Annotated in this window: 15 protein-coding genes, 1 tRNA gene and 1 pseudogene; 9 read left to right on the forward strand and 8 right to left on the reverse strand. The window is 58.4% G+C overall.

Annotated features, from left to right (window positions below; translation table 11 throughout):
- Window positions 1-9 precede the first annotated feature (9 nt).
- The 3 genes from ACU0FH_RS13985 to ACU0FH_RS13995 all read right to left on the reverse strand — a co-directional run bounded on the left by ACU0FH_RS13985 (window position 10) and on the right by ACU0FH_RS13995 (window position 2,997).
- The gene (locus ACU0FH_RS13985) at window positions 10-1,323 is read right to left on the reverse strand and encodes a TRAP transporter large permease (RefSeq protein ID WP_446195257.1); all 1,314 of its coding nucleotides are present in this window, start codon (window positions 1,321-1,323) and stop codon (window positions 10-12) included.
- Window positions 1,320-1,892 (reverse strand): TRAP transporter small permease subunit, encoded by a 573-nt coding sequence (locus ACU0FH_RS13990; RefSeq protein ID WP_446195258.1) that lies wholly within the window; start codon window positions 1,890-1,892, stop codon window positions 1,320-1,322. The genes ACU0FH_RS13985 and ACU0FH_RS13990 overlap by 4 nt, the downstream gene beginning before the upstream one ends.
- 79 nt (window positions 1,893-1,971) lie before the next feature.
- A complete protein-coding gene (locus tag ACU0FH_RS13995; RefSeq protein WP_446195259.1) occupies window positions 1,972-2,997 on the reverse strand; it encodes a TRAP transporter substrate-binding protein in 1,026 nt (341 codons plus the stop codon).
- Between the two features lie 350 nt (window positions 2,998-3,347).
- Here ACU0FH_RS13995 and ACU0FH_RS14000 point away from each other — a divergent pair, with 350 nt between their 5' ends.
- Window positions 3,348-4,109, forward strand: coding sequence for an SDR family NAD(P)-dependent oxidoreductase (locus ACU0FH_RS14000; protein ID WP_446195260.1), 762 nt, complete (start codon window positions 3,348-3,350; stop codon window positions 4,107-4,109).
- Window positions 4,110-4,383: 274 nt separating this feature from the next.
- On the opposite strand, the gene ACU0FH_RS14005 is transcribed toward ACU0FH_RS14000, so the two are convergent.
- On the reverse strand, window positions 4,384-5,277 hold the full coding sequence (locus ACU0FH_RS14005; protein WP_446195261.1) for a LysR family transcriptional regulator: 894 nt from the start codon (window positions 5,275-5,277) through the stop codon (window positions 4,384-4,386).
- A gap of 91 nt (window positions 5,278-5,368) precedes the next feature.
- Here ACU0FH_RS14005 and ACU0FH_RS14010 point away from each other — a divergent pair, with 91 nt between their 5' ends.
- The 3 genes from ACU0FH_RS14010 to ACU0FH_RS14020 are packed head-to-tail and all read left to right on the forward strand — an operon-like array spanning window position 5,369 to window position 6,968.
- Window positions 5,369-5,824 (forward strand): hypothetical protein, encoded by a 456-nt coding sequence (locus ACU0FH_RS14010; RefSeq protein WP_446195262.1) that lies wholly within the window; start codon window positions 5,369-5,371, stop codon window positions 5,822-5,824.
- A 38-nt stretch (window positions 5,825-5,862) separates the two neighbouring features.
- Entirely contained in the window at window positions 5,863-6,192 is a 330-nt protein-coding gene (locus ACU0FH_RS14015) for a nuclear transport factor 2 family protein (RefSeq protein WP_446195263.1), read from the forward strand.
- Entirely contained in the window at window positions 6,189-6,968 is a 780-nt protein-coding gene (locus ACU0FH_RS14020; RefSeq protein WP_446195264.1) for an SDR family oxidoreductase, read from the forward strand. Before ACU0FH_RS14015 ends, ACU0FH_RS14020 begins: the two co-directional genes overlap by 4 nt.
- Before the next feature lie 494 nt (window positions 6,969-7,462).
- Here ACU0FH_RS14020 and ligD read toward each other — a convergent pair whose 3' ends face one another.
- The 3 genes and pseudogenes from ligD to ACU0FH_RS14035 form a co-directional block, all read right to left on the reverse strand.
- Window positions 7,463-9,928 (reverse strand): DNA ligase D, encoded by a 2,466-nt coding sequence (gene ligD, locus ACU0FH_RS14025; RefSeq protein WP_446195265.1) that lies wholly within the window; start codon window positions 9,926-9,928, stop codon window positions 7,463-7,465.
- 1 nt (window position 9,929) lies between these two features.
- A complete protein-coding gene (ku, locus tag ACU0FH_RS14030; protein ID WP_446195266.1) occupies window positions 9,930-10,754 on the reverse strand; it encodes a non-homologous end joining protein Ku in 825 nt (274 codons plus the stop codon).
- A 430-nt stretch (window positions 10,755-11,184) separates the two neighbouring features.
- Window positions 11,185-11,665: pseudogene (locus ACU0FH_RS14035) on the reverse strand (IS3 family transposase); the annotation flags it as partial.
- A gap of 103 nt (window positions 11,666-11,768) precedes the next feature.
- Between ACU0FH_RS14035 and ACU0FH_RS14040 the strand changes: the two are divergent.
- The 5 genes from ACU0FH_RS14040 (at window position 11,769) to ACU0FH_RS14060 (ending at window position 17,552) form a co-directional block, all read left to right on the forward strand.
- A complete protein-coding gene (locus ACU0FH_RS14040) occupies window positions 11,769-13,433 on the forward strand; it encodes a phosphoethanolamine transferase (protein ID WP_446195267.1) in 1,665 nt (554 codons plus the stop codon).
- Entirely contained in the window at window positions 13,430-13,837 is a 408-nt protein-coding gene (locus tag ACU0FH_RS14045) for a diacylglycerol kinase (RefSeq protein WP_446195268.1), read from the forward strand. The genes ACU0FH_RS14040 and ACU0FH_RS14045 overlap by 4 nt, the downstream gene beginning before the upstream one ends.
- A gap of 121 nt (window positions 13,838-13,958) precedes the next feature.
- On the forward strand, window positions 13,959-14,615 hold the full coding sequence (locus ACU0FH_RS14050) for a response regulator transcription factor (protein ID WP_446195269.1): 657 nt from the start codon (window positions 13,959-13,961) through the stop codon (window positions 14,613-14,615).
- Window positions 14,612-15,973 (forward strand): sensor histidine kinase, encoded by a 1,362-nt coding sequence (locus ACU0FH_RS14055; RefSeq protein WP_446195270.1) that lies wholly within the window; start codon window positions 14,612-14,614, stop codon window positions 15,971-15,973. Before ACU0FH_RS14050 ends, ACU0FH_RS14055 begins: the two co-directional genes overlap by 4 nt.
- 286 nt (window positions 15,974-16,259) lie before the next feature.
- A complete protein-coding gene (locus ACU0FH_RS14060; RefSeq protein ID WP_446195271.1) occupies window positions 16,260-17,552 on the forward strand; it encodes a PQQ-dependent sugar dehydrogenase in 1,293 nt (430 codons plus the stop codon).
- Between the two features lie 2,102 nt (window positions 17,553-19,654).
- Here the strand turns inward: ACU0FH_RS14060 and ACU0FH_RS14065 are convergent.
- Window positions 19,655-19,729 (reverse strand) — tRNA-Glu (locus tag ACU0FH_RS14065).
- Between the last annotated feature and the right edge of the window lie 46 nt (window positions 19,730-19,775).

Here is a 19,775-nt window from a genome sequence, read left to right on the forward strand (position 1 = left end):
AAAGGGCTTTCATATAAGCCAGGTTGCGATTGGCGGGAATAAGAGGATGGTCACGAGAACCACCAATTGCAGCGCGATGAAGGGCAAAAGCGCCGTGTAAATGTGCTTCAGCGTGATCTCCTTCGGCGCTACGCTCTTGAGGTAGAAGGCGGCCGGGCCGAAGGGCGGCGTAAGGTAGGAGACCTGCATGTTCACCGCGAAGAGAATGCCGAACCAGATCGGGTCGTAACCGAGCTGGACCACGATCGGGACGAATATAGGCAGGGTCAGAAGCGCGATCCCGATCCAGTCGAGGAACATTCCCAGCACCAGCAGGATCAGCATCATCACCATGATAATGACCACCGGCGGCGCCTCGATCCCGAGGATCGCCTGCGAGACGAAACGGTTACCGCCCATCAGGTTGTAGACGCCCACGAGCACGGCGGCGGCGATCCCGATCCAGATGATCATCCCGCAGGTCTCGAGCGTGTGGACGAGGCTATCCTGGATCATCTTGAGGTTTAGCTCGCGCCGCATCAGCGCGATGATCAGCACGGCCGAGACGCCCATGGCCGCGGCCTCGGTGATCGAGGCGATGCCGCCGTAGATCGAGCCCAGCACGACGAAGACGATGAAGAGCGGCGCAGCCACCGATCGAAGAGCAGACAGGAGGGATTCCTTTTCTGCCTCTTCACGCGACATCGGCGGGCCAAGCTTCGGGTTCCGCCAGCAGAGAAACAGCACGTAGGCCACGTAGAACCCAAGCAGGAGCAGGGCAGGGGTGATCGCCGCGATGAAGAGGTCGGCGATGGAGGCATTGGCGACCAGCCCGTAAATGATCAGCACGATCGAGGGCGGCATCATTGTCCCGAGCGATCCCCCGGCGCAGACCACGCCGATGGAGAGGTTCCTGTCGTAGCCCAGCCGCAGCATCTGGGGCAGGGCGAGAATGCCGAGAAGGACGATCTCACCGCCGATGACGCCCGACATGGCGGCCATCAGGATCGCCACGATAAGGGTCTGCACCGCGACGCCGCCCGGCAGGCGGCCGGCGAGGATGCGCATCCCGTTGAAGAGGGAGCGCGCGATGCCGGAGCGGTCGAGGAGCGCGGCCATCAGGATGAACATCGGGATGGCGACGAGCGAATATTCGGTGATGAAACCGAAGATCCGGGCGGTCACCAGCGGCAGCGCCATGGGCCCGAACCATCCGAAGGTGAAGATCAGCGCGACCAGCCCCGTGACCCATGCCAGCGGCTGGCCGGTGAGAAGAAGAACGAAGATCGCGGCGACGAGAAGGTAGGATCCGTATTCGATCCCGAGAGAACTCAGCCCCATCATTCGCCTCCGCGCGTGACAGAGGAGGTGTCGCGTTGGAGCGCGTCGATCAGGTGGAACACTGTCTGGACGAACATAGCAACCACGCAGATGAGCACCAGCAGCTTCAGAAGGGCCGGCGTCGGCGGGTTCCACGAGGTCCCCGTACCTTCGAGGTGCATGGCTCCCGTCGGCGTGAACCATGACTTACCGACCATGATCCAGCTCGCATAGGCGAGGCCCGCGAAGAAGACGAGCGCCACGATAGAATTGAAGATGTCCAGCGAGCGCCGCCGCCGCGGCCCGACCGCGTCGTAGAACATCCGCACCCGGATGTGCTTGTCGCGCGCCAGTGCCACCGGGCCGCCGATCAGGAAGATCGCGGCGATCAGGAAGGTTGTCGTCTCGTGCGCCCAGAAGGTCGGGCTGTCAAACACATAGCGGGCGACCACCTCGATGACCGTGATCAGGAAGGCGACGAAGATCGCCCATGCGAAGAGTTTGGACGACCCCGCGATCGCCCGGTCGAGGCCCGTGCGGATCTCCGAATCCTCGTTCTCGACCTTGTTGATGATGTCGCTCTCGTCGGCCATGTTCGGCCCGCCTCCCTGCCTGTCAGAACGGCGCCCGGCGCAAGTCGGCCAGGCGCTGCTTTATTGGATTATGCTTGGATCAAAGCAGGTTGCGGCCCTGAAGGTATTTTGTCACCGCATCGTAATAGCGCTGGGTCATCTCGGTTTTGGGCGCCCAGTTCTGCCATTCCTCCTGCGCGATGCGCCGGAACTTGGCGCGCTCGTCGCCGGACCAGTTGATGATCTCGATCTCCGGGTTCGCCTTGGCCTTCTCCACCGCCGCAGCATCAAGCTGCCGGACCGAGAAGATGTGGTTGAAGCTGAACTGCTTGACCGAGGCGGTCAAGATTTCCTGCAGGTCCTCGGGCAGCTCGTCCCAGATGGATTTCGTCATCGAGACGTCGATCATCGGCAGCGAGTGGAAGCCCGGGTAGAGTGGGTAATGTGCGATGTCGTTCATGCCGAGCGACTGGTTTGTCGCAAAGACAGTGTTATCCGCCGCGTCCACCACGCCCTTGTCGAGCGCCGAGAAGATCTCGGATCCCGGAAGCGACACCGGTGCCGCGCCCGCCTTCGAGAAGATCTCGTAGACCATGCCTTCGGGCGCCCGCATCTTGACGCCCTTCAGGTCCTCGACCGTGCGGATCGGCACGCGCGAGACGAAGGCCTCGGGCTCGGTTGCCGCCGCGCCGATGAACTTGACGCCATAGGGCTCGACCAGTTCGGAGTAGAGTTCATTGCCGCCGCCGCTCTCCATGAAACCCAGCAGTTCGAACGGGTCGCTCCACGCGCCGACGAGGTTGCCCATCATCGCGAAGGCCGGGTCTTTGCCCGTGAAATAGCTGGGGTCGGTCAGGTGACCCTGCAGGATGCCCGCGCCGACCGCGTCGAGCGTGTCGGTATGGGGCACGACGGAGCCTATCGGCAGGATCTCGATCTCGATCCGGCCACCGGACAGCTTGCCGACCTCTTCTGCCCATTTCTGCTTGTTGACGAACCCCGGTTCGCCTGCCGTTTCCGACGTCTGGAACGTCCAGTTGTAGTCGGCGGCCATGGCCGCTCCGGCAAGGATAAGCGCCGAAGCGGTCAGAACCGCCAGCCCTGAAAGCCTGTTTACGAAAGTCATGTTGTCCTCCCTAGGGTCGATGCCCGGCCCATCTCCTCCAGCGGACCGGGAGAGGCTCAGCGCCTCTTTGGTTGGGCAAATAAGGCATATGGTTAAAAAGATATCAATATTCACTTTCGTATCTGGGTGAGGAGTTTTTGTCTTTTGTCTTATTAATCAGAGGGAATTCCACAACTAAAATAGCATAATTGACCGATACATAGAGACAAAGACGGTATTCCTGAAGCTTTTGGCCTGACAAAATGATTCTACAGGCGTCGCGATTCTTTGGTTGCGTAGCTGTATTTGTCACCCAGATTGTCAGGGCTAGGACCGAGGTGGGACACGCCCGTGAAAGAAGGATACCGATCATGATGAATCTCTCCGGAAAGGTGGCGCTGGTCACTGGTGGCAATGGCGGCATTGGTCTCGCCATGGCGGCGGCGCTCGCCGATGCGGGCGCGACGATTGCGATTGTCGGACGAAACGGCGAAAAAAACGCCGCTGCATCTGCGACTCTTGCCCGCGAAGGCTTCCCGACCCCGATGGCGTTCAACGGCGACATGACAGACGAGCAGAGCGTCGCGAAAATCATGGCAGGCGTCGTCGACAGTTTCGGAAGGCTGGACATCCTGATCAACAACGCCGGCACGAACGACCGTAAACTGCCGCAGGACTATTCGGTCGCCGAGTGGAATGGCCTGATTGCGAGCAATCTCACCTCGGCCTTCATCGTCTCGAAGGCGGCCTATCCCCTGATGGTGAAGAGCGGAAGCGGAAAGATCGTGAACATTGGGTCGCTCATGTCCCTCTTCGGATCGCCCAAGTCCGCGCCCTACGCCGCGGCCAAGGGAGGCGTGGTGCAACTGACCATGTCACTGGCCACCGCCTGGGCCAGTGACAACATCCGGGTCAACGCGATCCTGCCCGGCTGGATCGATACGGATATGACGGTCATGGCCCGCGAGCAGGTATCGGACCTGAACGAGCGCGTTCTGGCGCGCACGCCAGCGGGACGCTGGGGCCGACCGGCGGACTTGGGCGGAGCCGCGCTCTTCCTGTGCTCATCCGCGTCGGATTTTGTCACCGGCATCAGCCTGCCCGTGGACGGAGGGTATTCCTGCGCCGCCTAGGCGGCCCTGCCGCGAAAGAAACGGAGGCCACTTGCGGCGGCCAATGTCTTAACCTGGATGAGCCATTTCAGATGTGGCGGCTCTCGGCCCCGAGTAACTCGAGGCATTCTCGCATGAAACGGGTCAACGCCGTCCAGCCTTTGTGCGAGACCATCTTGCCGTCGACATAGGCCTCCTTGGGGCCTGCGTCTTGATAGGCGCTTCCAGACGCCGCAACGCGCCCTTCGGAAGAGGTCGGAAACTTTTAAAGTTTCTAACCATTTTTCCAGAGAAATTAGCGCCCGCGGGAGAGTTCGCGGGCCAGGTCGACGAAGACCTTGAAGGCCGCAGGCGGGTTGCGCCGGCTGGCGTAATAGAGGCACAGGGGCGACAGCGGCGGGGTCCAGTCCTCCAGTACGCGAATCAGCCGGCCCGCCTCGATATCCTCACGTACGTCGGATTCCATGAAGTAGCCGATACCGACCCCCTCCAGCGCGGCAATCCGGGCAAGGCTGGCCTCGTCCAGAGTGATCGGGCCGTGTACGTCTACCTGCACAGGTTCGCCCTCGGATAAGAACTGCCAGCGGAACATGCCGCCGTTCGGCAGGCGGGTTCTGATGCAGGCATGGCCGAGTAGGTCCGAGGGGACCTGCGGTACCGACCGCCCTGCGAAATAGGCGGGGCTGCCTACCACTGCGTAGCGCCGCAGCGGCCCGATCGGGATGGCGATCATGTCGGAAGGAACAAGCGGCTGGCTGCGCACCCCGAAATCGAAACCTTCCGCGACAATGTCGACCAGGTTGCCTTCGGTGACGACATCGACCCGGACATCGGGAAACCGCCGGAGGTACTCCAGCACGAGCGGCGCGAGAAACTCGCGCCCCGCCGTGGCGAAGGTGTTGATCCGCAGCGTGCCGCGCGGAGTTTCCTGCTGCGAACGTACCGTGTCGAGCGCCTGATGAATGTCCCGCAGCGCCGGGCTGACCTGGTCGACAAAGCGCCGTCCGGCATCGGTCAGCGAGACGCTGCGCGTCGTGCGGTTGAAAAGGCGCACACCAAGCTGCTCTTCCAGCTTGGCGATGGCGTTGCTCAGGGCGCTGTTCGACATGCCGAGGTCGAGCGCCGCCGCCCGGAACGATCCCCGCCGGCCGATCGCCAGCACCGCGTCGAAATCCGTCAGCTTGTACATGATGATTGTCCCGAAATCCGCAATTCCACATCTCGATTTATCCCGGTTATCGGCATGGCGTCAAAGCGGTAGATTGGGAGACAGAACGGTAATGGATTTGAAAAAATGCAGTACGACCAGCTCTTCGTCAGCGCTGAGCAGACAGCCCAAGCCTATCGTATCCTTGATGCGCTCATCGCCCGACAGCTCCGCCAAGTTCCTTTGGACATTCAAGCACAGTCCCGCGCCCGCCACCATGCGCCATCCCCGGCTGCTGATCCGCGAACAGTACAACAACTACATTATTACCCACGGCCGAGCCGGTCTGAAGGACGTCCGTGTCGTGGCGGCGGAGGCGACCTCGCTCGAAGAGGACTGCATGATCTCCTTCCTGCCGATGGAAACCAACCGTTCGCTGCGCCTGCTGCTGGATAACTCTTTCCGTGGGCAGGGTGAGCAGGCGGCACCCGAGCAAGTCGATGCCGTGGCCGCGCTGACCTCCGTTCCCACGGAAAAGATTCCTTCGCGCACGAAGAGCTCGAACGCCGAGATCGGCACCCGCACCTGAACATCCTCAATCAGACCGACAAGACAGGAGAAATGACCATGAGTATCGACCTACCCGACGTCATCGACGCCTATTTCAAGGCGGACAAGAAGGGCAACGCCGGGGCCATCTCGGAATGCTTCACCCCGGACGCCACCGTCGTGGACGAGGGCAATACCTATACCGGTCGAGACGAGATCCGGCAGTGGAGGACGACCACCTCGACCAAGTACACCTACACGGTTGACCCCTTCTCGCTGGCCGAAGAAGGCGGGCGCAGCGTCGTCACCAGTCACCTCGTCGGCGACTTCCCCGGCAGCCCCGTCGACCTGCGGTATTTCTTCGTACTGAAGGACGATCTGATCGCGGAACTGGAGATCGTGCCATGAGCCCTTTCGTGACGCTCGAGGGCAAACGCGCGCACATCACCTCCGGCACACGCGGTGCCGGAGCCGCCACGGTAAAGCTCTTCCAGGACCTGGGCGCGCGGGTGCTGACCACAGCCCGCACCAGGCCGCCCGAGATGCCGGAGGCGCAGTTCGTTGCGGCCGATCTCATGACCCCGGAGGGCTGCGGCGCAGTGGCCGGGGCGGTGCATGACCGGCTTGGCGGTGTGGACGTGGTCGTACATATGCTGGGTGGCTCCTCGGCTCCGGCCGGCGGTTACCGCGCCCTTGACGACGCCGAGTGGCATAAAGAGATTGATTTGAACCTGATGCCGGCAGTGCGGCTCGACCGCGCGCTATTACCGGAGATGGAGGCGCGGGGTTCAGGGGTGGTGATCCATGTCACCTCGATCCAGAGCCGACTGCCGCTACCCGAAGCGACCACCGCCTACGCCGCCGCAAAGGCAGCGCTTTCGACCTACAGCAAGAGCCTGTCGAAACAGGTGTCGCCCAATGGCGTGCGCGTGGCGCGGGTCTCTCCGGGCTGGATCGAAACGGAATCCTCGGTGCAACTGGCAAAGCGGCTCGCGGCGGAGCACCGGGTGGACGTGGAACAGGGAAAGCAGATGATCATTGACTCGCTGGGCGGTGTACCGATCGGGCGTCCGTCGAAGCCGGAAGAGATTGCGAACCTCATTGCCTTCATCGCTTCGGATCGTGCGGGCACGATCACGGGTACCGAGTACGTGATCGACGGTGGTACCGTGCCAACAGCTTAGGCGTTAATGCGGCGTGGGAGTTCGTCGATCCCGCATTGACATGACGAGATTTTCGATGACGAGGTTAGTGCACCATGGCATGGCAACGGACCGCCATGGGGCACAATGCAATCAACTACGTATTGTGACCTCGCCAACGCGTCCGCCTCGACCGAACCACCGCTGGCAAAATCCTATATCTGCATATCTTGGACGGCTTCGCTTAATGTCGCAAAACACCACGACCTGCCCGGCGTGCTGGGTCAAGTCACGTTTCTAGTCCGCGCACCTACGGTTGCTTTGGGCTGACACTGCTCATCCGCTGCACGTGGCACAAAGGTCCGCGAAGGGCAGGGAACAGCTGATCCGGCGCGGCCCTGTGTCTCCCTTCAACCCAATGTCACAGGCACCGTTCGGGTCCAGAGGTACAGCCAATGAAAAGTGCCTTAACTCATGCTTTCGATGACCGCCGGCGGCAGGTGTGATCGGGCCTCCCGCTGAAGCAAAGACCCATCCTACTGTAGATTTGAAAGTGCATCGATGGTTGCTGATGTCAGGGACTCCGGGTCGTTGAGGCGTTTCAAATAAGGACAGTCCGCATCAAGCCGTCCTGTTGCCGCTTTCAGGCTGAAAGTGTCCGGGCCACTCAGCCTTTTCAACTCATCCCAAGTCACGGGGACCGCTACGGTAGCATTTGGTCGCGCTCTGATTGAGTAGGGTGCGATAGCCGTCGATCCGCGCTCGTTGCGCAGCCAGTCGATAAAAATGCGTCCCTTGCGCTTTGCCTTGGACATGCTTGCCGTGAATCGGTCCGGTTCCGATTGCGCCATGATATGGGCCAAGGTCTTGGCAAACAGCTTGACCGTTTCCCATTCCTGCCGACGCTTGAGGCAGACGCAAACATGCACTCCCTTGCCGCCGCTGACCACCGGGACGGACGCAAGGCCGAGCGCGTCCAGCCGGTCCGCCACGTCGAATGCAGCACGACGGACCTGTGGCCAGCCGAGCCCCTCGTCAGGGTCGAGGTCGAAAACCAGACGGTCTGGTCGGTCCAGCCGATCCGAGCGCGCGCCCCAGATGTGGTATTCGATCGTGCCCATCTGTGCCCCAGCGACAAAGGCGCTGGCGCGGGTGGCGTCGAGGTAGGTGGCGATTTCGCCGTCGCTTTCGGAGATCTCGATACGGTGCAGTTCCTTCGGCATGCCTTTCCCGGCATGCTTCTGGAAAAACTGCTCGCCCTCCATTCCCTCGGGCAGGCGCAAGAGCGAAAGGGGCCGTTTGCCCGCGATCTCCAGTAGCCGTTCACCGGCGGCGTCGTAATAACGCGCTACGTCGCCCTTGGTGATATCCTTCTTGGGAAAGATCACGCGGTCCGCGTGGCTGATGATAATGCCCGCAACCTTGGTGGTCTCGGCGCTTTCGGGTCTGCCCTTTGGCGTTTCCAACCTGATCTCCTTTGCGTCCTTGTCGTCGCGCAGGCCGAGGTAGCTGCCGTGTCGGATATGCCCGTCTGCGGTGAATTCGGCAAAGTCCACTTCCGCCACCAAGGCAGGCGTGACCCATTTTGCGTCGGCGGCGATCTCGGCGGGGACGTCTGCGAAGGGACTGGTCTTGCGCTTCCTGAAGGCCGTTGTCAGCGTGTCGAATGCCGCCTCGTCAAAGCCGGTGCCCACGCGCCCGCGGTAACGCAATCCTTCCGGTCCGTTCTCGCCCACCAGCAGCGAGGCGAACGGCCGCCCCTTCTTGTCGGAGGGGGAGTAGCCGCCCACAACGAACTCCTGCCGCCTTGTGCATTTGATCTTGAGCCAGTCTTTCGTGCGCCGTCCGGAATACAAGGCCTCTGCACGCTTGGCGATGATACCCTCCGCACCGGTCTTGCAGGCACGCGCAAAGAGATCCTGACCGCCACCCTCGATATGCGTGCTCATGCGCAGCGGGCCGTCATCTGGCAGATGCTGCAACAGTGTGGCCAGTTTTTCCTTGCGGTCGAGAAGGGGCTCTTTCGTCAGGTCGGTGCCGTCGAGCGACAGCAGGTCGAAGGCAAAGAACACCAGTGGCCTTCCGCCTTTCAGCGCTGATTGCAATGAGGAAAACGCGGAGCCGGTAATGTTGCGGGCCATCACCTCGCCGTCGATCAGAGCTGATTTGCAGGGCAGGGGGTCGAAGGCACCTTGAAGCGCGTGAAACTGTTCCGTCCAGTCCTTTCCGTTTCGCGTCCAGAGCCGGGGGCCGCCCTTGCCGAGGGCCGCAAGGCAACGGTAACCGTCGAATTTTGTTTCAAAGATCCAGTCATCGCCCTCGGGCGGTTCCGACACCAGTGTCGCGAGTTGGGGGGCGCGGTAGGGCGGGCGCCTGCCGGTCTGCGTGGTGACCTCGGCCTTCTTGATGGATCTGGCCTTTGCGCCGCTGGCGATCTGTTCCATCGTACGGCCCGTGGAGACAGAGACGTCGAAGCTTTCCGTCAGCCGGTCGGGTTCATCAGTGGCAACGGAGTCGCGGTGCTTTATCAGCAGCCAGTTTTCGCGCTTTTCGCCCTTGGTCTTCATCCTTACCAAGGTCCAGCTGCCCTTCATCCGCGCACCCATCAAGGTAAAAGCCAGCTTGCCTTCCTTGAGACCCTTGTCGGGGTCGTTTTCCGGCAGCCAGGTGCCTTCGTCCCACATCATCACGGTTCCAGCACCGTAATTCTTGGCAGGGATCGTCCCCTCGAATGTGCCGTAGTCCAGCGGGTGATCTTCAGTCCGCACAGCAAGGCGTTTTTCGCCCGGATCGTCGCTGGGGCCCCGCGTCACGGCCCAGCTCAGCAGCACACCTTCCCACTCCAGCCGGAAATCATAATGCAACCGTGTGGCGTCGTGCTTTTGTACAAGAAACCGCAACTTCCCGCTGCGGCTCTCGCCCTTCTTCCCGGCAGGCTCTTTCGTCTTGCTGAAATCGCGCCGGGCATTGTAATCGGCGAGCGGATCGGCGGCGCGCACCATGTCAGGAAGCTTTCTTGCGCGTGCTCCTGCCCGACGCCTTGCTCTTCTTGACGCTCTCCTTGAGCGCGGCCATCAGATCCACGACGTTCTCTCCGGACGGTGCATCATCTTCTGCCGTCGAAACGCTTTTCGTCTTCTTGTTCTTGCGCTTGGCCTCGATCAGTTCATGAAGCGCCTCCGCGTAATGGTCCGTAAACGCCGAGGCATCGAAGGGGCCGGATTTGCGGTCGATTAATGTGGTGGCGACCTCCAGCAGTTCCTTGTCCACCTTTTCATCCGCGATTTCCCCGAACAGGGGATCGGCTTTGCGCAGTTCGTCCGCATAATGCAGCGTTTCCAGCAGCAACCCGTCACCGCAGGGCTTGATCGCTCCAAGGTACTCCTTGCCGCGCATGGTGAACTGGCCCAAACCGACCTTGCCCGCCGAGCGCAGCGCATCGCGAACGACGCGGTAGGCGTCCTGCGCCAGATCGTCGGTCGGCACGACATAATAGGGCTTGTCGAAATATAGGGGAGAGATTTCACAGGCGTCGACGAACTGAACCAGTTCGAAGGTTTTCTTTGTTTCCAGCTTGATCGCGTCCAGTTCCTCGGGGTCGATCAGCATGTATTTGTCATTGCCGGTATCGTAGCCCTTAACGATATCCTTGGCGTCTATGGGTCCGATGCCGGGCACCGACTTTTCGTACTTCACGGGCTTTCCGCTGGGTTCGTGAATCTGGCGGAAAGACACGCGAGAGGACGTCTTGGTGGCTGAATGAATTTCTATGGGGATTGAGACCAGCGACAACCGCAATTGCCCCTTCCAGATTGCGCGCGATGCCATTCCGCTCTCCCTTGTTTTAAATGAATCGAAATTAAACGCGGTCGGGTACCAATACGTTCCAGTGCATGCCCGAGCCTTCCTGGTGGGCGAAGTCTATTCGTTCCAACGGTTGGCCTGAGATGTCAGGTATGCGGCAACAGGAGATCGGCAGGCCCAAAATCGCGGAAAAGTACATCTCAAAGTACAGGTGAGAGTGCTCTTCTTCATCCAAAGAATAGATTGAAACCGCAGCTACTTGGCCGCTAGGCTTCGATTTGTATATGGAGAAGATATCTTGAACTAATATCTCTCCATCTTTATTGTAGTAATCCGCGTTTCCCAAAACATAATCGCGTGCTTGGGAAGCTTCTAGGCTGTCTCAATTTGTCACCCAGAAAAAACCACAAGCAGCCTTCCAAAACATTCGCTCTGAATAGCCCCGCGTTTCTTGGACGTCTTCGTATCTGAGTTTCTGCTGCCGCTCGAAGTCGACGGGCGACGGCATTCCATTCCGGTCGTGCTTGCGCTTCGGGTTGTAGAACATCTCAACGTAGTCGATCCCATCCTGCCTGGCTTTTCGCATGTTCGGTAGGTCCATCGCCTGATCTTCTCGCGCTTCAGCAGGTTGAAGAAGCTCTCCGCAACCGCGTTGTCATGGCAGTTTCCGCGGCGGCTCATCGAGTGTACCGGATTGTGTTCCCGTATGAACGCCGCCCAGTCCGTGCCGGTGAATTGGCTGGCATGGTCCGAATGGATCAGACCTTTTCCTTGGGCTTTCTTCGCCACATCGCCATCAGCAGCGGTTGCAGCACCACATCCGTCGTCTGTCGGCTCTGCATCGACAAGCCGACGACACGACGCGAGAAGCGATCGATGACCACGGCAGGATAGGCGAAACCTTGCTGCGTGCGGACATAGGTGATCTCGGCTATGCGTCGAGCCCTGCCTAAAACAAATTCATGAACGGACGGTCGTAAGGTTTCGGTAAGGTTGGCGTGTTGGGTGACGCTGAAACAACAGCGAAAAATTCCCACGATGCTTCCTATCGAAAAACTGAAGGGCTCCATCGGACGGCCGATAAACCTTTATCCGCTTTCCCCAGTCGCGATGACTGTGTTCGCCTTGGCCTATATATTCCTGACCTGCAACGAAACGTTCTGGTCTATCGGGGCTGAGGTTTTTTCAGGGCATCCGTTCTCCTTTGCCGGGTTCGTAGCGGCGGTCTTCTTCCTGATGCTCACCCTTTCTGCGCCATTTACTTTTCCCTGGACGGTCAAACCCTTCCTCATCTTCCTGATCCTGCTTAGTGCTGTAACATCCTATTACATGGACAGCTTGGGGGTGGTCGTTGATCGCGACATGATCCAGAACGTGATGGTCACTACGATCACGGAATCTAAACACCTGTTCACGATCGACCTGGTCAGCCATGTCATGCTTTTCGGTCTTGTCCCCTCGGTTGTGGTCGCTTGCGTTAAGATCAAACGGTTCAGCGCCGTTAGAACCATCGCAACGCCCATTTTGACCACTGCCCTTAGCCTTGCGCTGGCCGCCGGTTTGCTGATGACAGACCTCAAAACCTATTCCTCCGTTGTTCGCGAACGCAAAGATTACATGAGTAGTTTCCAGCCCGGGATGCCGATCGTCGGGGCGATCCGTTACGCTAAAATGATGATGCGTTCGGCCAATGTCACCGTTGCTGCTATTGGCGAAGATGCTGTCAAAGGCGCGTCCTATGGGCCGGGTCGAAAGCCGGTGCTGACTATCGTTGTCGCGGGCGAAACGGCGCGATCTCAGAATTTCAGCCTTAACGGCTACGCAGTCGACACAAATCCTCGGCTGGCACAACTGCCTGTCACAAGCTTTCACGATGTGACGTCCTGCGGAACGGCGACTGCGACGTCATTGCCCTGCATGTTCTCGCAGTTCAATCGCGAAGACTACACTTTCCAGAAAGGCATATCACACCAAAACGTGCTGGACGTGTTCGATCATGCCGGGCTGCATGTCGAATGGTGGGACAACAACACTGGCGACAAAGGTATCGCGGCACGTGTCACGCAACGTTCGCTTACCAATACGGACAACGCGGAATATTGCCCGGCGGGTGAATGCATGGACGGTATTTTCCTGCAACAGCTGAGCGACTTCGCCGAAACGATCGCCCAGGACACGGTTCTGGTTCTACACCAGATCGGCAGCCATGGGCCGACTTATTATCTTCGCTATCCGGAGGAAGCTGAACGTTTCGCGCCCGCCTGCCGAAGGGCCGAGTTTAAGAATTGTACGTCGGAACAGATCACAAATGCCTACGACAATACCATCGCCTATACCGATGCCGTCCTTGCCGAAACGATTGAGTTTCTGACAACGCAGCACCAGCTTTCCACGGCGCTGATCTATGTGTCGGACCACGGTGAATCTTTGGGGGAAAGCGGGCTATACCTGCATGGGGCTCCCTATTTCATGGCACCGGAATACCAGACCAAAGTGCCCATGATTCTCTGGATGTCGCCGACATTCAAACAGCAGTTCGCCATAGACAACGCCTGTCTGTCTGCCAAGGCGGATGCGCCGCTGTCACAAGACAACCTGTTCCACTCTCTTCTGGGAATGCTGGACATAGAAACAGATGTGCGAAACCCCGAACTTGATATTTTCGAAACCTGCCGGAACCATCAGAAAGTGGCCTCGAATTGACCGATCTATATCCAAATCCCCGTTGCAAACCCGAACGCATTCACGGCGCCGCACATTTATTCGTCGCCGCAGGATATTCCATCGGCGGCCTCCGCCGTCTGCGGCAGGAAACGGCGTTCCGCCATATCTTGCTGGCCTTGCCGGTTTGCACTTTGGTACTGGCGCTTGCAGGGGCGACTATCGGCGATTACTGCCTCCTACTTATCCTATTCCTTGCATTAATCGCAGCAGAGGCGCTGAACACGGCAATTGAATGTATCGTCGACCACCTTTCCCCCCATTGGGCAGAGTTTGCACGTGATGCGAAGGACCTCGGATCACTGGCAACGATGTGCGTGATCATCGCTAATGGTGTCTTCATCGCCAGCGTTGTCTTTCGCGCGCTGACATCGGGGGGAGGATAAGGCTGATTAAACTTGCGGCCAATTTTGTTCAGGTATGTTCTTTGTAGATTGTTCAATACTGGTGTCTGCATTGGTTTTAACTATACCTTGTCGAAAACCTCTGAAAGGCACTGTCCCGCCCATGCGCATATTGCTCATTGAAGATGAGGCAGCGCTTGCCCATCCGCTTCGAGAGCACCTTGAAGCGGATTTCCACATCGTTGAATGGTTCACCACACTGGACGAGGCGCAAAGCGCCATCAGTACGATGGAATATGATGTCGTTTTGCTGGACCTGCATTTACCTGATGGCGATGGGCTCACTTTTCTTAGTAAGCTGCGCGATCGGCATGTTCGCACGCCGATCATCATTCTCACGGCACGCGATAAAGTCTCGGATCGGATCGACGGGTTGAACCGCGGTGCAGATGATTATGTGATAAAGCCGTTCGATCTGGACGAGGTGAAGGCCCGCATTCATACTGTGTGCCGCCGCAGCGCCGACCAAGTTGCACAAACGGTGCGCCTTCGTGACCTAACGGTTTGCTTGTCGGACCACAGGATTGAACGTGCAGGTAAACCCGTCCGTCTCACCGCAAAAGAATGGTCAGTGTTCGAAGCGCTGTTAAGGCGTAAAACCAAGATCGTGCAGAAAGCCAGCCTGGAAGCCGCGGTTTACGCCTTCGGCGAGGAACTGGAGAGTAACGCGCTTGAAGCGCATATCAGCCGTCTGCGCGCCAAACTGGGCAAAGACTTGATCGTTACGCATCGCGGTATCGGATACATGCTGTCTCCATGAGCCGACGCCCAACCAGCCTGTTAAACACGCTTATCACATCGCTGTTGTTGCCCGGCATAATCGCCGCTGTGCTTGGTGTGGTCCTCGTCTATTCCTTGGTCAAAGAAGAATACGATGAACTTCACGACATCGCTCTGACCAGCAAGGCATATCTGGTTCTGCAGGTTCTGAATGCGCAAAACGACGGTCTTGATCCGTCAATGGCGGGAAACAGAATTGATCCCTTGTTTTTTGAAACCAGCCTGCTGCCTGAAGATGAACTGACGATGTTCTGGTTCGTTGACCCGTCGGGCAACGTGATCCTGCGGTCCCCGCGCGCTGACGATGACGTTTTCTTCGCACGAAGCGAAGAAGAGTTAGTCACCGCATTAGGCTTCCGCATTGTCGTGGTAGATGCGCCCAACACGCCGTTTAAGGTCGTAGCAGCAACCCCTATGCGAGAGCGAAACGAAGCGATCACAGATGTCGTCGTCGGCGTCATCGCTGGCTTCTTGCTGTTGGGGGCCTTCGTAGCACTGGCCGCCTATTTCGCGGTCAATCGGGCAGCGAAAGTCGTTGCCGGTCTAAGCGCCGAGATCGCGACGAAAGATGCCAACGATCTTTCTCCCATCGACCGCAGAAGCGCGTTTGCAGAGATTGAGCCTGCAATAGATACAATCGACAAGATGATGGCGCGGCTTGATGCCACGATCGCGGCAGAGCGCGAATTTGCCACGAATGCAGCGCACGAGCTTCGCACGCCCGCAGCGATCAGTATTTCTCACGTTCAACGACTGCGGGCGATATTAGATGACCCCAAAGCCGTACAAAGCGCATTGGAGATCGAAAATGGCCTTAAACGACTGACGCGCCTGATTGAGCGATTGCTACAAATGTCGCGCGCGCAATCAGGGCTTGGGATCAATAGCGATTACGGTGATATTGCACCTGTTGTCACATTGTTGCTGAGTGAGTTGCGCGCACGTATGCCTTCCCCCGAACTGTTAGTCGTCTCTCCACCCCGCGGCGTCTGGTTCAGCAAAGTCGATCCTGATGCCGTTGGCATTATTCTTAACAACCTTATTGACAACGCACTTAAACATGCGCAAGGCAGCCCACAATTAGCTGTCGATGCCAGCAAAACGGGTACTATCGTCGTTTCCAACGATTGCGCCGCGCTCAGCGCCAGCGATCTGGAAAGTCTTAAGCAAAGGTTTTCGCGGGGACTTACCAAATCCGAGGGATTTGGCCTCGGCCTTACAATTGTACAAGGGCTTTGCAAGCAGTCTGGCAGCACTTTGGAAATCACGTCCCCCATGCCTGGAAAAGCCCGCGGATTCAGTGCAGCTGTGACTTTTCCAGTAGACGACCCATTCTGATCTTCGCTACCGATTGAAACACACCTGACTCAGGCGACCAATTGTTCCTCTATCGGCGTCTTTTTACAACCTGACCAAACATTTCCGCTATTGGTATTGCGCGTTGCAGCACCAGTTTCAATTTTGAACAACTGCAATGGCCAATTTTACCTGTAAGTCCACTTTGCCAGTTCAACTGCCGATAGCGTCGCATGCGGATAGGTATTGCGATTTCAGTGGCAAAGTCGAAAGTCCTATCGCTGGCTCAGGAGCTCCGATAGTCTGCCGAGAGAAATGAGGTTTGGACATGGAACTTATTGCAAAAGCAACCGCATTGGTGGGCGGCACAATTGCCTACATGCGCCGTAGGGGGCTACCCGCGCATCAGGCGTTCGGTTCCGACCCAGACATTCCTGACGCGCGCAAACAGGGTATCATGACCCTGAAGATGCCCGTTGCAGAAGGGTGGAAAGATGGCCGCCTGCCAACCTGCGCACCCGGATTGAAGGTCAATGCCTTTGCCACCGGCTTGGATCACCCTCGCTGGATCGAGGTCCTTCCGAATGGCGATGTGCTCATCGCGGAATCCAAGGAGCAGGCCGGGCCGCCCAAGACGCTGATGGACCACGCGGCCCAAGCGACGATGCGGCGGGTCAAGGCAATTGGGGAAAGCGCAAACCGTGTCACGCTTTGGCGCGACGCTGACGGGGATGGCACAGCGGAGATCCGCGAGGTATTCGTGGAGAACCAGAACCAACCCTTCGGCATGGCCTTGGTCGGAAACCGATTCTACCTTGGCAACACCGACGGGATCAAAGTTTTTGATTACGCGCCGGGCGACACCACACTGTCCGGGGAAGGAGAGAAACTGGTAGCGTTCAAGCCGCACGGACACTGGACCCGTAGCCTGATTGTCTCGCCGGATGGCAGCAAAATCTATGCTGGTGTCGGTTCGCTTTCCAACATCGGGGATGACGGCATGGAGGCCGAGGAAGGTCGCGCGGCCATCTGGGAGCTGGATGTCGTTTCAGGACAGGCGCGCATCTTTGCGTCTGGTTTACGCAACGCCGTCGGCATGGCGTGGGAGCCGGTATCGGGCAAACTCTGGACAGTGGTCAATGAACGGGACGGACTTGGCGATGAAACCCCGCCCGACTACCTGACCTCCGTCGAGGATGGCGGATTTTACGGCTGGCCATACTGCTATTGGGGCAAGACCGTAGATGATCGCGTTCCACAGGATCCGGAAATGGTCGCAAAGGCGATCACGCCGGACTATGCGCTCGGCGGCCACACCGCATCGCTGGGCCTGTGCTGGATGCCCGAAGGAACGTTGCCGGGCTTCGGTTCCGGTATGGTGATCGGCCAACATGGATCGTGGAACCGCTCAAAGTTGAGCGGCTACAAACTGATATTCGTACCGTTCAAAGACGGTCGTCCGAGTGGACCGGCGCGGGATATCCTCTCTGGCTTTCTGTCCGAGGATGAGAAATTGGCCTACGGACGGCCCGTTGGCGTTACAGTTGGACCAGATGGGAAATCGCTCCTGATGGCGGATGACGTCGGTGACATCGTCTGGCGGGTTTCCGGAGACAATTGAGCTCGCTCGGAAAGCCTGCGATAGCATGGCAACCGTCGCGGAGTGTCAACGGGGAGGCCTGAAATCCGCTGACCGCCTGCATCCACCCCGCGACCGGCGGCATGAAGGTGGTCCCCACGTAGAGCCAGGTTTGGAAGATCCCCATGCCGATGGCCCTGCTTTCCGGCCGCAGTGCAACTCTTGGCAGCACCAGGAACACGGCCAACGGCAGTCCCATCACCATGCCGGACGCCAGAAGGCCCGCAATTGCCAGATCGGGATTGTCGAGCAAAGGTATTGGACGCTGTGGTGCCGGGGGCAGAGGTCCGCTTGGAGCCCTGAGCAGAACACAATCAGCTACGCCGTTCCTCACCGCCCGCATATCTATCTAGATTACCAACCGCACCAATAAACGCCTGACGGATTTCTGTCTGGCTGAAACCTCGATCTCACAACTCAGTCATTGTGTCGTTCATGATCTTTGTCAGCGGATCGTCAAGTTTACTTGGATTTCATCACACAGTCTTCGGACTGCCTCGGCGAAATCATGCGCCGCGTCGTTCACGTTCGTGCTCCAAACAGTTTCTTTGTCGAGTTCCATCTCGCCGCCTCATGAGATTAAGTGTAACTGGTATTCTCGACCCCCCTCAAACGCCAGAGCTAACGACGGTTTCGTCCGCCTCGCGGACGTTCTGTTATCGTATCTCGCTGCGCGGTTTCACGAGCGGATGGTTCCGGGACGCTGCGCAGCAGCGCTGTCCCTTCCGGCCAATGGCCGCAGGTGTCGATTGGTCGCCGTGGTGGGCAGGTTTTTTGCTGTGTCGGTAAAGACCGTCTTCGGTGCGAAAAACGCCTCAAAGTGCTTGGTTACCGGTCGCAATCGACCTAAGGTTTGTTTCAAAGGTGGCAGAACCCGAGATATCGAACCCTGATCAAAATCGCCTCCGGACACCTGTGTACGAGCCGACCTCCTGATTGTTAGTCAGAAGAACCAGGATGTCCGCGCCGAAACTTACTCAAGCGTCCGTCAAGAACGCGATTGCCGTTGGCCTCACTCCTACTGCGATGGTTGTCCAGCCTGACGGTAGTCTCAGGCTGGAATTCCTCTCGGATCAATTGTGTGATAAGAACCTTAAATGGGTAGTAAATCAGGTTGACGCTGGAAGTTCGTCTAAGGGCACCCTGACGAGCCGTCGGACCGGATTGAAGCAGGCTTGTGAGGCGCTTGATCCCGACGGCGAGCGCATGGGGGCCCTTGATGCAGATCCCCCGGAAGTAGCTTTATTCACATACAAGATAGTTTCGGAGGCCTCACGGCCGCCGCTGACACATGCCTGACGGCGCTGCGCGCGGTCTATCGATGGGCAGTTAAGCGAGGCTATCCCAAGGGTAGCCCTGTCTTCGGGTTGGAGAACGTCCACGTGTCCGGTGGCGGTGTGGACCCTTGGTTGGTGGAAGACGTTGAAAAATTCTTAGCGACGCACGGTCCAAAGCCGATGGCGCGGCTTCGGTTTTGCTTGGCCTATGACAGCCACGGCCGGATTGGCGATATGCATCGCCCCGGCTCAAACAATGAGTCATTGCATGACGGCGAACGCTATCTTGAATGGCAACCTTCGAAAAAGGGTTCGGCATTCGTTTCGATTCCCTTGGGTGAAATTCTTTCTACGGAATTGGCGTTTCACGACGAACGCGACACCTATCTGCTCACCGTGCTCGGGAAACCGTTCGCATCCTCCGGCTCACTTGATAACCGGGTTCGCAAGTGGACCATTGCGACCGGGCTTTGCATCGACGCCAAGGATGAGGAGGGAAACCCGATCGATGTGGGTAAAGGCAAACGGGAGGTCGTAAAGAAGCTTGCAACGCGTTCTCAGCATGGAATTCGGAAAGGGGTTGCAAGTCTTATGGCTGAGCGTGGCGCGACAGAATACGAAATGATGGCTTCGTTCGGCTGGCCAGAGCCAAAGACGGCCAGCATCTACACGAAGAAATTTCAGCGCCCTGGGGCGGCGACGGCGGCTTCCAAGCGCATGGCTGAAATGAAAGGTGGACCATGGGCCGAAATTCGTGGTCCAAATTTGGACCAAGACGCCAACAAAATAAAGCTTTCAGGAGATAAGTGGCAGCCCGTAGGGGAATCGAACCCCTCTTTCCAGGTTGAAAACCTGGCGTCCTAACCGATAGACGAACGGGCCACTGTTGGTGAGCGCCTCATTAGGCAAAGCTGCAGACAGGCGCAAG

The sequence above is a fragment of the Heliomarina sp. genome (assembly GCF_052826185.1).

Bases quoted from the DNA above. Each gene is read 5' to 3' on its own strand.
- ACU0FH_RS13985 (WP_446195257.1), bottom strand. From the start codon at position 1,323: ATGATGGGGCTGAGTTCTCTCGGGATCGAATACGGATCCTACCTTCTC.
- ACU0FH_RS13990 (WP_446195258.1), bottom strand. From the start codon at position 1,892: ATGGCCGACGAGAGCGACATCATCAACAAGGTCGAGAACGAGGATTCG.
- ACU0FH_RS13995 (WP_446195259.1), bottom strand. From the start codon at position 2,997: ATGACTTTCGTAAACAGGCTTTCAGGGCTGGCGGTTCTGACCGCTTCG.
- ACU0FH_RS14000 (WP_446195260.1), top strand. From the start codon at position 3,348: ATGATGAATCTCTCCGGAAAGGTGGCGCTGGTCACTGGTGGCAATGGC.
- ACU0FH_RS14005 (WP_446195261.1), bottom strand. From the start codon at position 5,277: ATGTACAAGCTGACGGATTTCGACGCGGTGCTGGCGATCGGCCGGCGG.
- ACU0FH_RS14010 (WP_446195262.1), top strand. From the start codon at position 5,369: ATGGATTTGAAAAAATGCAGTACGACCAGCTCTTCGTCAGCGCTGAGC.
- ACU0FH_RS14015 (WP_446195263.1), top strand. From the start codon at position 5,863: ATGAGTATCGACCTACCCGACGTCATCGACGCCTATTTCAAGGCGGAC.
- ACU0FH_RS14020 (WP_446195264.1), top strand. From the start codon at position 6,189: ATGAGCCCTTTCGTGACGCTCGAGGGCAAACGCGCGCACATCACCTCC.
- ligD (WP_446195265.1), bottom strand. From the start codon at position 9,928: ATGGTGCGCGCCGCCGATCCGCTCGCCGATTACAATGCCCGGCGCGAT.
- ku (WP_446195266.1), bottom strand. From the start codon at position 10,754: ATGGCATCGCGCGCAATCTGGAAGGGGCAATTGCGGTTGTCGCTGGTC.
- ACU0FH_RS14040 (WP_446195267.1), top strand. From the start codon at position 11,769: ATGCTTCCTATCGAAAAACTGAAGGGCTCCATCGGACGGCCGATAAAC.
- ACU0FH_RS14050 (WP_446195269.1), top strand. From the start codon at position 13,959: ATGCGCATATTGCTCATTGAAGATGAGGCAGCGCTTGCCCATCCGCTT.
- ACU0FH_RS14055 (WP_446195270.1), top strand. From the start codon at position 14,612: ATGAGCCGACGCCCAACCAGCCTGTTAAACACGCTTATCACATCGCTG.
- ACU0FH_RS14060 (WP_446195271.1), top strand. From the start codon at position 16,260: ATGGAACTTATTGCAAAAGCAACCGCATTGGTGGGCGGCACAATTGCC.